The sequence below is a fragment of the Streptomyces sp. NBC_00353 genome (genome assembly GCF_036108815.1).
Classification (GTDB): domain Bacteria; phylum Actinomycetota; class Actinomycetes; order Streptomycetales; family Streptomycetaceae; genus Streptomyces.
The window spans coordinates 3,335,608-3,350,835 of sequence record NZ_CP107985.1; the positions used below are offsets into that span (position 1 = coordinate 3,335,608).

The 15,228-nt window shown below is 69.5% G+C and carries 10 protein-coding genes and 1 pseudogene; 4 read left to right on the top strand and 7 right to left on the bottom strand.

Features of this window, described 5'->3' with window-relative positions:
• The first annotated feature begins 44 nt into the window (after nt 1-44).
• On the top strand, nt 45-2,495 hold the full coding sequence (locus tag OHA88_RS15205; RefSeq protein ID WP_328625937.1) for a DNA gyrase/topoisomerase IV subunit A: 2,451 nt from the start codon (nt 45-47) through the stop codon (nt 2,493-2,495).
• Nucleotides 2,496-2,539: 44 nt separating this feature from the next.
• Here the strand turns inward: OHA88_RS15205 and OHA88_RS15210 are convergent, their stop codons facing one another.
• Together OHA88_RS15210 and OHA88_RS15215 are read right to left on the bottom strand one after the other, a co-directional pair.
• A complete protein-coding gene (locus OHA88_RS15210) occupies nt 2,540-3,673 on the bottom strand; it encodes a CobW family GTP-binding protein (protein ID WP_328625938.1) in 1,134 nt (377 codons plus the stop codon).
• A 23-nt stretch (nt 3,674-3,696) separates the two neighbouring features.
• Nucleotides 3,697-4,857, bottom strand: coding sequence for a citrate synthase/methylcitrate synthase (locus tag OHA88_RS15215; protein WP_328625939.1), 1,161 nt, complete (start codon nt 4,855-4,857; stop codon nt 3,697-3,699).
• 111 nt (nt 4,858-4,968) lie between these two features.
• Here OHA88_RS15215 and OHA88_RS15220 point away from each other — a divergent pair, with 111 nt between their 5' ends.
• Nucleotides 4,969-6,288, top strand: coding sequence for a citrate synthase (locus tag OHA88_RS15220; protein WP_328625940.1), 1,320 nt, complete (start codon nt 4,969-4,971; stop codon nt 6,286-6,288).
• Between the two features lie 29 nt (nt 6,289-6,317).
• Here the strand turns inward: OHA88_RS15220 and OHA88_RS15225 are convergent, their stop codons facing one another.
• A complete protein-coding gene (locus OHA88_RS15225; RefSeq protein ID WP_267000955.1) occupies nt 6,318-7,337 on the bottom strand; it encodes a LacI family DNA-binding transcriptional regulator in 1,020 nt (339 codons plus the stop codon).
• 96 nt (nt 7,338-7,433) lie between these two features.
• On the opposite strand from OHA88_RS15225, the gene OHA88_RS15230 reads away from it, so the two are divergent.
• Both OHA88_RS15230 and OHA88_RS15235 read left to right on the top strand, forming a co-directional pair.
• Nucleotides 7,434-9,104 (top strand): sensor histidine kinase, encoded by a 1,671-nt coding sequence (locus OHA88_RS15230; RefSeq protein WP_328625941.1) that lies wholly within the window; start codon nt 7,434-7,436, stop codon nt 9,102-9,104.
• Nucleotides 9,101-9,778 (top strand): DUF7342 family protein, encoded by a 678-nt coding sequence (locus OHA88_RS15235; RefSeq protein ID WP_328625942.1) that lies wholly within the window; start codon nt 9,101-9,103, stop codon nt 9,776-9,778. Before OHA88_RS15230 ends, OHA88_RS15235 begins: the two co-directional genes overlap by 4 nt.
• A gap of 63 nt (nt 9,779-9,841) precedes the next feature.
• On the opposite strand, the gene OHA88_RS15240 is transcribed toward OHA88_RS15235, so the two are convergent.
• The 4 genes and pseudogenes from OHA88_RS15240 to OHA88_RS15255 form a co-directional block, all read right to left on the bottom strand.
• Nucleotides 9,842-11,434, bottom strand: coding sequence for a solute symporter family protein (locus tag OHA88_RS15240; RefSeq protein ID WP_328625943.1), 1,593 nt, complete (start codon nt 11,432-11,434; stop codon nt 9,842-9,844).
• A complete protein-coding gene (locus tag OHA88_RS15245) occupies nt 11,431-11,874 on the bottom strand; it encodes a DUF485 domain-containing protein (RefSeq protein ID WP_328629698.1) in 444 nt (147 codons plus the stop codon). Before OHA88_RS15245 ends, OHA88_RS15240 begins: the two co-directional genes overlap by 4 nt.
• Nucleotides 11,875-12,005: 131 nt before the next feature.
• Nucleotides 12,006-12,410: pseudogene (locus OHA88_RS15250) on the bottom strand (response regulator transcription factor); the annotation flags it as partial.
• 575 nt (nt 12,411-12,985) lie between these two features.
• Nucleotides 12,986-15,106, bottom strand: coding sequence for a DNA gyrase/topoisomerase IV subunit B (locus OHA88_RS15255; protein WP_328625944.1), 2,121 nt, complete (start codon nt 15,104-15,106; stop codon nt 12,986-12,988).
• Between the last annotated feature and the right edge of the window lie 122 nt (nt 15,107-15,228).

Here is a 15,228-nt window from a genome sequence, read left to right on the forward strand (position 1 = left end):
ACCAGAGGTTGCCCGAACAGATCTGTGAAGGAGTCGCAGCAGCGATGGCCCGCCGCAGTACGAAGACCCCGCCGCCGGACGACTTCGAGGAGAAGATCCTCGACATCGACGTCGTCGACGAAATGCAGGGCTCCTTCCTCGAGTACGCCTACTCGGTGATCTACTCACGGGCCCTGCCGGACGCCCGCGACGGCATGAAGCCGGTGCACCGCCGCATCGTGTACCAGATGAACGAGATGGGGCTGCGCCCCGACCGCGGCTATGTGAAGTGTGCCCGCGTCGTCGGCGAGGTCATGGGCAAGTTGCACCCGCACGGCGACGCGTCGATCTACGACGCGCTGGTGCGGATGGCCCAGCCGTTCTCGATGCGGCTCCCTCTCGTCGACGGACACGGCAACTTCGGCTCGCTCGGAAACGACGACCCGCCGGCCGCCATGCGGTACACCGAGTGCCGGATGGCCGACGCCACGTCGCTGATGACGGAGTCGATCGACGAGGACACCGTCGGATTCCAGTCGAACTACGACGGTCAGGAGCAGGAGCCGCTCGTCCTCCCGGCCGCGTATCCGAACCTCCTGGTCAACGGCTCGTCCGGGATCGCGGTCGGCATGGCGACCAATATGCCGCCGCACAACCTGGGCGAGGTCATCGCCGCCGCCCGCCATCTCATCAAGCATCCGGGTGCGGACCTGGAGACCCTGATGCGGTTCGTTCCCGGTCCGGACCTGCCGACCGGGGGCCGGATCGTGGGCCTCGGCGGCATCAAGGACGCGTACGCGGCCGGCCGCGGCACGTTCAAGATCCGTGCGACCGTCTCCGTGGAGAACGCCACGGCGCGCCGCAAGGGTCTGGTCGTCACCGAACTGCCGTTCACCGTCGGTCCGGAGAAGGTGATCGCCAAGATCAAGGACCTGGTCTCGGCGAAGAAGCTCCAGGGCATCGCCGACGTCAAGGACCTCACCGACCGCGAGCACGGCCTGCGCCTGGTCATCGAGGTCAAGAACGGCTTCGTGCCCGAGGCCGTACTGGAGCAGCTCTACAAGCTGACGCCGATGGAGGAGTCCTTCGGCATCAACAATGTGGCGCTGGTCGACGGGCAGCCGCTCACGCTGGGCCTCAAGGAGCTCCTCGAGGTCTATCTCGACCACCGCTTCGACGTGGTGCGCCGCCGCAGCGAGTTCCGCCGGACCAAGCGTCGCGACCGGCTCCATCTGGTCGAGGGCCTGCTCGTCGCGCTGATCGACATCGACGAGGTCATCCGGCTCATCCGGTCCAGTGACAATTCGGCGCAGGCGAAGGAGCGGCTCATCGAGCACTTCTCGCTGAGCGAGATCCAGACGCAGTACATCCTGGACACCCCGCTGCGCCGGCTGACCCGGTTCGACCGGATCGAGCTGGAGAGCGAGCGGGACCGGCTCAACACCGAGATCGACGAGCTGACCGCGATCCTCGAATCGGACGCCGAGCTGCGCAAGCTGGTCTCCACCGAACTGGCCGCGGTCGCCAAGAAGTTCGGCACCGACCGGCGTACGGTGCTGCTGGAGTCGGCCGGTGCCCAGGTCGCTGCGGTGCCGCTGGAGGTCGCGGACGACCCGTGCCGGGTGCTGCTCTCCTCGACCGGTCTGCTGGCCCGTACGGCCACCGGCGACCCGATCGCGTTCGACGAGGACGCCAAGCGGGCCAAGCACGATGTGATCGTGTCGGCCGTGCCGGCGACGGCGCGCGGCGACGTGGGTGTGGTGACGTCCACCGGACGGTTGCTGCGGCTCGCGGTGATCGACCTGCCGCAGCTCCCGGACACGCACGCGGCGCCCAATCTCTCGGGCGGGGCGATGGTTTCGGAGTTCCTCACGCTGGACAACGACGAGGAAGTCGTCTGCCTCACCACGCTCGACGAGTCCTCCCCCGGCCTGGCGATCGGCACCCTGCAGGGGGTCGTCAAGCGGGTGGTGCCGGACTACCCGGCCAACAAGGACGAGTTGGAGGTCATCACGCTCAAGGAGGGTGACCGGATCGTCGGCGCCGCCGAACTGCGTACCGGCGAGGAGGACCTGGTCTTCATCACGTCCGACGCGCAGCTGCTGCGCTACCCGGCGGCGCAGGTGCGGCCGCAGGGCCGGCCGGCCGGCGGTATGGCGGGGGTGAAGCTGGCGACGGGCGCCGAGGTGCTCTCGTTCGGCGCGGTGGATCCGGCGGTGGACGCGATGGTGTTCACGGTGGCGGGCTCGCACGGCACGCTGGACGACTCGGTGCTGACGGCGAAGCTCACACCGTTCGACCAGTATCCGCGCAAGGGCCGGGCCACCGGTGGAGTGCGCTGTCAGCGGTTCCTCAAGGGTGAGGACGTCCTGGTGTTCGCCTGGGCGGGCGCGCTGCCGGCGCGGGCGGCGCAGAAGAACGGCACGCCGACGGAGCTGCCGGAGCCGGATCCGCGGCGCGACGGTTCGGGTACGCCGCTGGCCAAGCCGGTCGCGGTGATCGCCGGACCGGTGTAGCCGGCCGCCCGGCCCCTGCGGCCGGGCGGTGCCAGGCCGATGGGCTACGCGTCGTCGACCGGCTGCTGTACGTACCGCAGGACGCCCCACATGCTCTGCTCATGTGCGGCGTCCTGCGGCGTGTCCGGGGACATTGCCTCGTGCGGGGCGGTGTCCGGCGCAGCAGATGCGGAGTTCTCGCGGCAGTCGGTCAGTTCCTTGTGCAGGGTGTCCGGGTCGATGCCGGAGCCGATCAGCACGAGCTGGGTGAGACGCGGTTCGTCGCGCTTCCAGGGCCGGGGGCCGAACCGCAGGAATCTGCCGACGGCATGCAGCGCATATGTGTTGCCGCGGTCGCCCGCGCCGAAGTCGACGAACCCCTTGAGCCGGTAGAGGCCCTCGGGCCGGGAGTCGAGAAACTCCATCAGTCGGCGGGGGTTCATGGGCACGTCGGAGGTGAAGGAGACACTCTCGTACGCGGCGTGCAGATGCCCCGCGTGTGCCTCGGCGTCCCCTTCCGCCCCTTCCTCCAGCAGGAGGTCCTCGAAGGTGAGCTGACGCATCCTCTCCTCACCGTCCGGCCGCAGCGCCGGGTCGAAGAGCAGTTCCGGGTCGATGCGCCCGTACGTGGCGGAGATGACGGCCGCCCCGCTGCCGGTCGCCGCGATGGCCTTGCGGATGCGGCTCTGTTCCTCGTCCTCGATCCGGTCGGTCTTGTTCAGCACGACCAGATCGGCGACGCCGAGATGGCGGTCGATCTCCGGATGGCGCCCCCGGGTGGCATCGAATTCGGCGGCGTCGACGACCTCGACCAGTCCCCCGTACACGATGTGCGGGTTGTCGCTGGCCAGCAGCATCCTTACGAGCTCCTGGGGTTCGGCGAGTCCGCTCGCCTCGATGACGATCACATCGAGGCGGGCGGCGGGCCGGGTGAGCGTCTCCAGGAAGGTGTCGAGTTCGCTCGCGTCGACGGCACAGCACAGGCAGCCGTTGCCCAGCGAGACGGTCGAGCCGACCTGGCCCGAGACCGTCATGGCATCGATCTCGATGGAGCCGAAATCGTTGACGATCACACCGATCCTGTTCCCCGCACGGTGGCGCAGGAGGTGGTTGAGCAGAGTCGTCTTGCCGGATCCCAGGAACCCGGCCAGGACGATGACCGGGATCTGCTGCTTACGGGGCGGGGACGACGGGTTCAACGGGGGCCTTCCTAAGGGAAACGTCAGGGCGCCGGGACCGGCTGGGGCGGCGTCGGACCGATGTAGCGGGCCGCCGGACGGATGATCTTGGAGTCCTCCGCCTGCTCCAGGATATTGGCGCTCCAGCCGACCACCCGCGCCGCGCAGAAGGTCGGCGTGAACATCTCGCGCGGCAGCCCGCACAGCTCCATGACGACCCCGGCGTAGAACTCCACGTTGGTGTGCAGCTCACGCCCGGGCTTGAGCTCGGCGAGGATCGCCTCGACCTGGCGCTCGACCTCGACGGCGAAGTCGACGAGCGGGCTGCCGAAGCCCTGGGCGATCCCGCGCAGCATGCGTGAGCGCGGGTCCTCGGTTCGGTACACGGGGTGGCCGAAGCCCATGATCCGCTCGCCCGCGAGCACGCGCTCGCGGATCCAGCTGTCGATGCGGTCGGGGGTGCCGATCGCGTCCAGGGTGTCGAGCGCGCGGCTGGGAGCTCCGCCGTGCAGCGGGCCGGAGAGCGCGCCGACGGCCGCCACCAGGCAGGCGGCGATGTCCGCGCCGGTGGAGGCGACGACCCGGCCGGTGAAGGTCGAGGCGTTGAAGCCGTGATCGACGGTGGAGATCAGATACTGCTCGACGGCCCTCACACGGGCGGTGTCCGCCTCGGAACCGGTGAGCATGTAGAGGTAGTTGGCGGCGTACGGCAGATCGTCGCGCGGCTCGACCGGTTCGAGGCCCTGGCCGAGCCGGTACAGGGCGGTCAGCACGGTGGGGACGGCCGCGCAGGCAGCCAGCGCTTCGCTGCGGCGCCGGTCGGCGTCGATGTCGTACACCGGGCGGAAGCCGTCCGAGGCGCCGAGCAGCGACAGTGCGGTGCGCAGCCCCGCGAGCGGGCCGGAGACCGCGCCCGCACGGGCTATCGCCGGCAGGGCACCTCGCACCTCCGGGGGCAGTCGGCGCATGGCGGCGGTGCGCGAGGCGAAGTCGGCGCGGGCGGCCGGACCGGGCAGCTCGCCGTGGAACATCAGGTACCAGACGTCCTCGAAGCTGCGGGTCTGTGCGAGCTCGATCGCCGAGTACTGCCGGTAGTGGTAGAAGCCCTCGCGTCCCCGGACGTCTCCGAGAGCGGTCTCCGTGACGACGACGCCCGCGAGGCCTCGGGGTACGTCGAGCGGGGTTCCGTTGGTCATGGTCGGCATTTCTTCCTCCGCGAGCTTCACTGTGCAGGACCATCAATATTGATTCGACTGTCTATGCTTGACTTCAATCCTGTCAATGTTGATTGAATCAATATGGATACGGTGAGCACCATGAGGGATCAAGCAGCACCCGACGACCGTGCCGACGCGCGTGCCGAGCGGCTCACGACGCGCGAGACGGCCGAGCGCCTGGGCGTGAAGCCCGAGACGGTGTACGCGTATGTCAGCCGGGGCCAGCTGAGCAGCAGGCGCGCCCCCGGTGGCCGCGGCAGTACGTTCGACGCCGCGGAGGTCGATGCACTGGTACGGCGTACGGGACGGAGAGAACCCTCCACCACCGGCGGTGACCTGGTGTTCCGTACCGGCATCACGCTGATCGGGACCGACCGGTACTACTTCCGGGGTGTCGACGCGACCGAGCTGACCACGCACTACTCCTACGAGGAGATCGCCGAATGGCTGTGGACCGGCGCCCTCCGGCCCGGCATCCGCTTCACCGCGCCTGCCGAGGCCCTGGCCGCGGCACGCCGGACCGTCGGTGCACTGCCCGTGCACAGCGGGTCGACGGACCGGCTGCGGGTGGCCGTGGTCGCCGCGGCGGCGGCCGATCCGCTGCGCTTCGACCTCTCGCGCGAGGCCGTGCTCGGCAGCGCGCGGAGCCTGATCCCGACCCTGGTCGACGCGCTGCCGACCGCTGTCGGTGCACCTGCGACGGCCGACAGCGAGACCGCTTCGCACCCGCCCGGGCTGGCGCACCGTCTCTGGCCGAAACTCACCGCCCGACCGGCCGACGCACCTTCACTTGCCGCACTGGACACGGCTCTCGGCCTGCTGATCGACCACGATCTGGCCGCCTCGACACTGGCCGCGCGGGTCGCCGCATCCGCCCGCGCCCATCCGTACGCGGTGGTCTCCGCGGGCCTCGGTGTCCTGGAGGGCCCCCTGCACGGCGCCGCCAGCAGCCTGGCCCACAGGATGCTGACCGAGGTCCTGGAGCGGGGCAGTGCGACCCCGGTGGTCGCGGACCATCTCCGTACCGGCCGTCAGGTGCCAGGACTCGGACACCGGCTCTACACCGCCGAGGATCCGCGCGCACGGACGCTGTTCGCCAGGCTCGCGGAGGTCCCGCAGGCGGCGCCCGCGCTGGCCGCGGCGCGCGACGTGGTCACGACGACCGCGCGCCACACTCCCCTGCACGCCAACGTCGACCTGGCGCTGGCCGTGCTCTCCGTCGCCTCCGGCATGTCGGCGGAGGCGGGTGAGACGGTGTTCGCGGTGTCCCGTACTGCGGGCTGGATCGCCCATGCGCTGGAGGAGTACGGGGAACGTCCGCTGCGGATGCGGCCCAGCGGCCAGTACGGAGGCCCCCGCCCACCGCAGTCACTGCCTGCCCCGGGATCGGTCGCCACGGACAGAGATCATCCGCAATAGACGGACCAAGGGGAGTAAAATATCGACAATCAGCCGGAAATGTCCCGCGGGGGCTGCGCGGTGGACCCCCGCACCACCAGTTCCGGTTCGAAGAGCAGCTCGTCCGACGGCACGGTACGGCCCCCGATCTGAAGGGCGAGCAGCTCGACGGCGGCGCGCCCCATGGCCTCGATCGGCTGACGGACCGTGGTCAGCGGCGGCTCGGTGCAGTTCATGAAGGCGGAGTCGTCGTACCCCACGACCGAGACGTCGGCGGGCACGGAGAGACCGCGGCGGCGGGCCGCACGCACCGCCCCGAGAGCGAGCGGGTCGCTCGCACAGATGATGCCGGTGACACCCCGGTCCAGCAGGCGCATGGCGGCGGCCTGTCCGCCCTCCAGCGAGAACATGGCCCGTGCCACCCACTCGTCCGGCACGGTGGTGCCGGCCTCCTCCGCCAGCGCCCGGGCGGCGGCCAGCTTGCGCTGCGAGGGCACATGGTCGGCGGGGCCGAGCACCAGGCCGATGCGCTCGTGACCGAGCGAGACGAGATGGCGCCAGGCCTGCTCGACGGCGACGGAGTCGTCGCAGGAGACACCGGGGAAGCCGAGGTGGGCAATGGCCGCGTTGATCAGGACCACCGGGATCTTGCGGTCGGCCAGCACCCTGTAGTGATCGTGTGCGGCGTCGGCCTGATGGTAGAGCCCGCCCGCGAAGACCACCCCGGACACCTGCTGCTGCAGAAGCAGCTCCACATAATCGGCCTCGGAGACGCCGCCCTTGGTCTGGGTACACAGCACAGGAGTCAGACCCTGCTGTGCCAGCGCACCGCCGACGACTTCGGCGAAGGCAGGGAAGATCGGGTTCTGCAGCTCGGGCAGGACCAGACCGACCAGCCTTGCCCGCTCGCCCCGCAGCTGGGTCGGACGCTCGTAACCGAGGACGTCGAGCGCGGAGAGCACGGCCTTCCGGGTGGCATCGGAGACGCCGGGCTTACCGTTGAGCACCCGGCTGACCGTGGCCTCGCTGACTCCCACCTTCTGTGCCACTTGAGCAAGTCGTCGCGTCATACACGCAAGATTAGCGCAAGAAACGCAAGCGGGTTGCGTGGAGTTGGAAACAACAAGAATTTCGGAAAGCGCCGGTATGCCCTTTACCTTCGTACGATGAGCGCCCCACCGCCCACCCCCCGGAGGCCACGACGGCTCGGCTGGCCGCAGCGGGTCTTCTCCCAGGTGCTGCTGATACAACTCGCCATCGCCACCGGCGTCACCGTACTCGCCACCGGCCTCTTTCTGGCACCCCTCAGCGCACAGCTCGACGACGAGGCGATGCACCGTGCGCTCGCCATCGCACAGAGCACGGCGGCCCAGCCGCAGATCACCGAGTCGCTGCTCGCGACGACCCCGGCCCCCGACGGGCCGGTGCAGTCGGCGGCCGAGCGGATCCGGCGGTCCACCGGCGCCGAGTACGTCGTCGTCATGGACCGGCGCGGGGTTCGCTGGTCGCACACCGACGCCGACCGGATCGGCAAGGTCGTCTCCACCGACCCCAGTGAGGCGCTCGCGGGCGACCAGGTCATGGAGATCGACAGCGGCACGCTCGGCCGCTCGGCCCGTGGGAAGGTGCCGCTCCGCGACGAGTCGGGCCACATCGTCGGGGCGGTCTCGGTCGGTATCGCGTACGACAGTGTCCGCGCCCGCCTCCTGGCGGCGATCCCCGGGCTGCTCGCCTACGCCGGCGGGGCGCTGGCCGTCGGGGCGCTCGCCTCCTATCTGATCTCCCGTCGTATCCAGCGGCAGACCCAGGACCTTGCCTTCTCCGACATCTCCGCGCTGCTGGCCGAACGCGAGGCAATGCTGCACAGCATCCGGGAAGGGGTGGTCGCGCTCGACCGGACAGGACGCATCCGACTGCTGAACGACGAGGCGCAGCGGCTGCTCGGGCTCGGCCCCGATGCCGCGGGCCGCCCGCTCGACGAGGTGCTCGGCCGCGGGCGGACGGCCGATGTGCTGGCCGGCCGGGTGGTCGGCGACGATCTGCTGACCGTGCGGGGCAACCGGGTGCTGCTCGCCAACCGGATGCCGACCGACGACGGGGGCGCGGTCGCCACCCTCCGCGACCGCACCGAACTCGAGCATCTCGGCCGAGAACTCGACTCCACCCGCGGTCTCATCGACGCCCTGCGCGCGCAGGACCACGAACACGCCAACCGGCTGCACACGCTCCTGGGACTGCTGGAGCTGGAGATGCACGAGGACGCGATGGAGTTCGTCACGGAGGTCGTCGGCGGCCACCGGGCCACTGCCGAGCAGGTCACCGAGAAGGTTCACGACCCGCTGCTGGCGGCCCTGCTGGTCGGCAAGGCGACGGTCGCGGCGGAGCGCGGCGTCTCCCTGCGGATGGCGCCCGGCACTCTGCTCCCGGACCGTCTGGTGGATTCGCGCGGGCTCGTCACCGCCGTCGGCAATCTCGTCGACAACGCCCTGGACGCGGCGGCCGGGTCGGACGGTGCCGTGATCGAGGTGGGGCTGCGGACGGACGGCCGTACGGTGGTGCTGCAGGTCCGCGACAGCGGAAATGGCGTCCCTCCCGAGCAGCGCGAATCGATCTTTACTGAGGGCTGGTCGACCAAGGAGCTCCCGGCGCACGGCAAACGCGGTCTGGGTCTCGCACTGGTACGGCGGCTGGCCGAACGACAGGGCGGCAGCGCCACCGTCGGCTCGGCGCCGGGGGGCGGCGCCGAGTTCACCGTCGTACTGCCGGAGGCCCTCACCGAACCGGGGCTGACGGCGACAGCCGTTCCGGAGCCGAGCACCGCAGGAGAAGTTCAGTGATCGAGGTCCTGGTCGTCGACGACGACATCCGGGTTACGCAGATCAACGCAGCCTATGTCTCCAGAGTGCCCGGATTCCGGGTGGCTGCGCAGGCGCACAGCGCCGCCGCGGCCCTCGCAGCGGTCGAGTCACAGCACGTGGACCTCGTCCTGCTGGACCACTACATGCCCGACCGGAACGGTCTGACGGTGGTACGGGAGCTGCGCAGGCTCGGCCACCGCACCGACGTGATCATGGTGACGGCGGCGCGCGACGTCGCGACCGTCCAGGAGGCCATGCGCCACGGTGCGCTCCAGTACCTGGTGAAGCCGTTCACGTACGCGGGGCTGCGTACCAAGCTGGAGGCGTACGCGGCGCTCCACCACACCCTGGAGGGCGGCGGCGAGGCCGAACAGGGTGACGTGGACCGGCTCTTCGGCGCCCTGTGGGCCGCGGGCGAACCCGGTCTGCCCAAGGGGCACTCGCCGACGACGGCGGAGCTGGTCCGCCAGGCGCTCCGGGGCGCCGACGGGCCGCTCTCCGCGCAGGAGATCGCGGAGAGTGCCGGGATGAGCCGGCAGACGGCGCAGCGCTATCTGAAGCTGCTGGAGCGGACGGGCAGGGTGCGGCTGACGCTGCGGTACGGCGAGACGGGCCGCCCGGAGCACCGCTACACCTGGGCCACCGGCTCCTGAGGGGCCGCCCGGCTCTGGAAGCACGTCCGGCCCACACCGCACCGGTACCTGAGACACCTCCGGCTACACGGCACCGGCTCCGGTCAGCGCCCGGACCTCGGTCTCCGCGTACTTGGCGGCATCCGGTGGCTCGACCGAGGTGACCGTGCCGATCCAGCCGGCCAGGAAACCGAGCGGGATGGAGACCAGGCCGGGGTTCTCCAACGGGAAGAGCTGGAAATCCACTCCGGGGAAGAGCGAGGTGGGGCTGCCGGAGACGACCGGGGAGAGCAGTACGAGCAGCACCGCGGGGATCAGCCCTCCGTAGACCGACCAGACCGCCCCTCGCGTGGTGAAGCTCCGCCAGAACAGCGAGTACAGCAGCACCGGCAGATTGGCCGAAGCGGCGACGGCGAAGGCGAGCGCCACCAGGAACGCCACGTTCAGATTCTGCGCGACCAGACCGAGCGCGATGGCGGCCACCCCGATCCCGGCAGCTGCGATCCGGGCCACGGTGACCTCACTGTGCTGCTTCCAGCCCGGACGCCTGAGCGAGGCATAGAGGTCGTGGGCCACGGAGGCCGACGAGGCGAGCGTGATCCCGGCGACGACGGCAAGGATGGTCGCGAAGGCCACAGCGGCGACCACGGCGAACAGAATCGTTCCCCCGGTGGAGCCTTCGCCGCCGCCGAGCACCAGCGCCAGCAGCGGAACGGCCGTGTTCCCGGAGGGGTTCGACGCCCGGACGTCCGCCGAACCGACCAGCGCCGCCGCGCCGAACCCGAGCACGATCGTCATCAGGTAGAAGCTGCCGATGAGGCCGATCGACCAGACGACAGAGCGGCGGGCCGCGCGGGCGGTGGGCACCGTGTAGAAACGCGACAGGATGTGCGGCAGCCCCGCCGTGCCCAGCACCAGGGCAAGGCCCAGGCTGATGAAGTCGAAGCGCGCGGTCCAGCTCCCGCCGTACTTGAGGCCGGGCGAGAGGAACTCCAGCCCGTGGCCGCTCCGTTCGGCGGCGGAATTGAGCAGCGTGTTGACATTGCCGTGGAAGTGGACCAGCACGAGCACGGTCAGCACGCTCGCGCCCACCATCAGCAGAACGGCCTTGACGATCTGGATCCAGGTCGTGGCGCGCATCCCGCCGAGGGACACATAGATCACCATGAGCGCTCCGACCCCGATGACGGTCCAGGAGCGGGCGGCACCACTGGTGCCGCCGAGAAGCAGAGCGACCAGGCTGCCCGCACCCACCATCTGCGCCACCAGATAGAGCACGGAGACGGTGACGGAGGAGGTACCCGCCGCGATCCGGACCGGACGTTCCGCCATCCTGGCCGCCACCACATCGGCCAGGGTGAACCGGCCGCAGTTGCGGACAAGTTCGGCGACGAGCAGCAGGACGACGAGCCAGGCGACGAGGAATCCGACCGAGTAGAGCATGCCGTCGTAACCGAACAGGGCGATCAGGCCGGAGATGCCGAGGAAGGACGCGGCGGACATGTAGTCCCCGGCGATGGCAAAACCGTTTTCCATGGGGGAGAACAGCCGGCCGCCCGCATAGAACTCCTCCGCCGATCCGTGCCGGGTGCGGCTCACCCAGGTGGTGATGGCGAGCGTCACTGCAACGAACGCGCTGAACAGCAGCAGCGCCAGGGTCTGGTGGTTCCCGATCAACGCCCGATCCCCCGCGTCATTTCCTGAGTGTCCCAGCGCAGATCGAGCGCGGCCCGGTCCCTGCGCAGCCGCGCATGACGTGCGTACGCCCCGGTGAGCAGGAACGTCGTGAGGAACTGTCCGAGCCCCGCGACCATCGCCACATTGACCGCGCCGGCCACCGGACGGGCCATCAGCCCGGGTGCGGTGATCGCTGTGACGACGTAGGCGAGGTACCAGACGAGGAAGGCGAGGGTGGCGGGGACGACGAACCGCCGGTACCTGCGACGTACTTCCTGGAAGGCCTCGCTGCGCTGCACCTCCAGATAGATGTCGGCCGCGCTGTGGCCGCGTCGTGGCGGCACGGAACCGGGTGGCCCGGCCGGCACGAAGCCCCCCGTGCCGTCCAGCTCGCCCCAACCGGAAGCCAGCGCGTCGTACCACGGGTCGTCGAGTCGCATCGCTGCGGCCTCGCTCCCTGCTTCCTTCTCCACCGAACAACTCCCCTGGTCCACGGACCACTTCGGCCGCGTACCCAAGAATGGACAGATCGGGAAGTTCCCGGGCACGTCATTTGCCGCACTTCACCTCATCAGGTGAAGGATGTCCCGGGCGGGCGTGCGAGCCCGCGAACATACGCATAGCGCACGGCCTGCGCCCTGTCGCGCACTCCGGCCTTGGCGAAGAGATTGTTGATGTGGCTCTTCACGGTCGCCTGCGAGATGCGCAGCTTGCGGGCGATCTCCGGGTTGGACAGTCCCTCGGCGATCAGGACGAGCACTTCCGCCTCGCGAGGTGTGAGGCCGTCGGGCAGTTGTTGCTCGGCGGCCGGCGGACCGGCCGGCGCGGGTGCCGTGGTGACCCGCTCCAACAACCGCCGCTGCACCGCGGGCGAGAGTCCGGCCTCGCCCGACAGCACAGCCTGGATGGCCCGCACGATCTCGTCGCCCCCGGCGTCCTTGGTGAGATATCCGCGAGCCCCCGCCTGCAGTGCGGGCCGGCCACGTCAGCACGCCGCCGCGCACCAGCAGCGTCACCGCAAGAGCCGTCAGCAGGGCGGCACTGCCTTGGTGTATACCCATCAGCGCGGCAGCCCCGTACAGAGCGGCTCGCAGCACCAGACCTCCCGTCCGGACGAAGACGGTGGCCTTGGTTCCCTTGCTCCACAGGGAGCCGTCCGGTTCACGCCACAGCCTGGCCGTCCAGCCCCAGCCGGCACCGGTGACCAGCCCCACCGCCAGTTCGGCGCCGAGGACCTCGACGGAACAACGACTCACGGTGCGGGTCCATGAGCCCGGGTTCGCGCAAGGACATGACGAGCAGGATGCCCGGCAGGATCCACCAGCGCCGATCGCCGGAGATCCGCTGTGCCGAGCACCGGCGGACCACGACGAAAGCCACGACGGCAGTGATCAGCAGGGCATTGATGAGCCCGGACATGGCGGCCTCCGAAGTGCGCGAAGGTTCATCGCCTTCGACGCTATGGAAAGGCCCAGGTCAGGGGATCGACTCAGGGGTTGACCGTGGGTGGAGCCGCAGTCTCCACCCACGGGTGGAGACTGCGGCTGCCGGTCATGCGTCGATGCGGGAGCGGTCCAGCGTGGCTGCCGAGCTGGAGATGAACTCCTTGCGGGGTGCGACCTCGTTGCCCATCAGCAGGTCGAAGACCTGCTCGGCCGACTCCAGGTCGCCGATGTTGATCCGCCGCAGCGTGCGGTGACGCGGGTCCATCGTCGTCTCCGCCAGCTGATCGGCGTCCATCTCGCCAAGACCCTTGTACCGCTGGATCGAGTCCTTGTAGCGCACGTTCTTCCGCTGCAGCTCCAGGAGCGTCTCCCGCAGCTCACGGTCCGAGTACGTGTAGATGTACTTGTCCTGGCCCTTCTTCGGCTGACTGAGCTCGATCCGGTGCAGCGGCGGCACCGCCGCGAAGACCCGGCCCGCCTCGACCATGGGGCGCATGTATCGCTGGAAGAGAGTGAGCAGCAGAATGCGGATGTGCGCGCCGTCGACATCGGCGTCGACGAGAAGAATGATCTTCCCGTAGCGAGCCGCGTCGATGTCGAAGGTCCGGCCCGACCCCGCTCCTATGACCTGGATGATCGCGCCGCACTCGGCGTTCTTGAGCATGTCCGTGACGGACGCCTTCTGGACGTTGAGAATCTTGCCGCGGATCGGCAGCAGCGCCTGGAACTCGGAGTTCCGGGCGAGCTTGGCGGTACCCAGCGCCGAGTCGCCCTCGACGATGAACAGCTCACTGCGCTCCACGTCGTCACTGCGGCAGTCGGCGAGCTTGGCCGGCAGCGAGGAGGACTCCAGGGCCGTCTTCCGGCGCTGCGCGTCCTTGTGCTGACGGGCCGCGATGCGGGTCCGCGCGGCGGCCACCGCCTTGTCCAGGACCGCCCTGGCCTGTGCCTTGGCATCACGCTTGGTGGAGGTCAGGAACGCCTTGAGTTCCTTGGCCACGACATTGGCGACGATGCGGTTGGCCGCCGAGGTGCCGAGCACCTCCTTGGTCTGGCCCTCGAACTGCGGTTCCGCGAGCCGTACGGTGACGACCGCGGTGAGGCCCTCCAGGGCGTCGTCCTTGACGATGTCGTCCTCGGCGACACGCAGCACCTTCGCGGAGCGGAGCACCTCGTTGACCGTCTTGGTCACGGAGCGTTCGAAGCCGGTCACATGGGTGCCGCCCTTGGGGGTGGCGATGATGTTGACGAAGGACTTGAGATTGGTGTCGTACCCGGTGCCCCAGCGCATGGCGATGTCGACGACGAGCTCACGGGTGACCTCGGTCGCCGTCATGTGCCCGCGCTCGTCCAGGACCGGCACGGTCTCCTTGAAGGTGCCCTGCCCGGTCAGCCGCAGAACGTCGCAGACGGCCTTGTCCTGCGCGAGGTACTCGCAGAATTCGCTGATCCCGCCGTCGAAGCGGAACGTCTCCTCGGTCTTGCCCTCACCGTCGAGACCGCGCTCGTCGCGCACGACGATCGTGAGGCCGGGGACGAGGAAGGCCGTCTGCCTCGCCCGCTGGTGGAGCGTCTCCAGGTTGAGCTTGGCGTCCTTGAGGAAGATCTGCCGGTCCGCCCAGTAGCGCACCCTGGTGCCGGTGCGCGTCTTCGGCACCCGCTTCCCCTTGCGGAGGCCGCTGGCCGGGTCGAACGGGCTGTCCGACCCCTGCTCGGTGAAGATGCCCGGAACGCCGCGCCGGAAGCTGATCGAGTGGGTCGCGCTGTTGCGGTCGACCTCGACGTCGAGCCGGGCCGAGAGTGCGTTGACGACGGAGGCGCCGACGCCGTGCAGACCGCCCGACGCGGCGTACGAACCGCCACCGAACTTGCCGCCGGCGTGCAGCTTGGTCATCACCACTTCGATACCGGACAGGCCGGTCTTGGGCTCCACGTCGACCGGGATGCCTCGGCCGTTGTCCCGGACCTCGACGGAGTTGTCGTCGTGAAGGATGACCTCGATGTGATCGCAGTAGCCACCGAGAGCCTCGTCGACGGAGTTGTCGATGATCTCCCAGAGGCAGTGCATGAGGCCACGGCTGTCAGTCGACCCGATGTACATCCCGGGGCGCTTGCGCACCGCTTCGAGCCCCTCGAGTACGAGAAGGTGCCGCGCGGTGTAGTTGGAGCCGTCTTGGTCTGCTCCGGTCAGCAGCGCAGTGGACGGCACGGACGTATCGGCGGTCACGCGGTTCGCTCCTCGCTGAATTTCATTTGGGGCCCGAGTGGGTATCGGGCTCGGCTTCGGTAGCCGCTGAGAGCGTACCGAGGCCTGGTAGAGCGGTTGTAACGCCACCCTCGGGGAATGCT

Excerpts from the sequence above, each read along its gene's own strand:
- OHA88_RS15205 (WP_328625937.1), top strand. The coding sequence starts at position 45 with ATGGCCCGCCGCAGTACGAAGACCCCGCCGCCGGACGACTTCGAGGAG.
- OHA88_RS15215 (WP_328625939.1), bottom strand. The coding sequence starts at position 4,857 with ATGCCGACCATGACCAACGGAACCCCGCTCGACGTACCCCGAGGCCTC.
- OHA88_RS15220 (WP_328625940.1), top strand. The coding sequence starts at position 4,969 with ATGAGGGATCAAGCAGCACCCGACGACCGTGCCGACGCGCGTGCCGAG.
- OHA88_RS15225 (WP_267000955.1), bottom strand. The coding sequence starts at position 7,337 with ATGACGCGACGACTTGCTCAAGTGGCACAGAAGGTGGGAGTCAGCGAG.
- OHA88_RS15230 (WP_328625941.1), top strand. The coding sequence starts at position 7,434 with ATGAGCGCCCCACCGCCCACCCCCCGGAGGCCACGACGGCTCGGCTGG.
- OHA88_RS15245 (WP_328629698.1), bottom strand. The coding sequence starts at position 11,874 with ATGCGACTCGACGACCCGTGGTACGACGCGCTGGCTTCCGGTTGGGGC.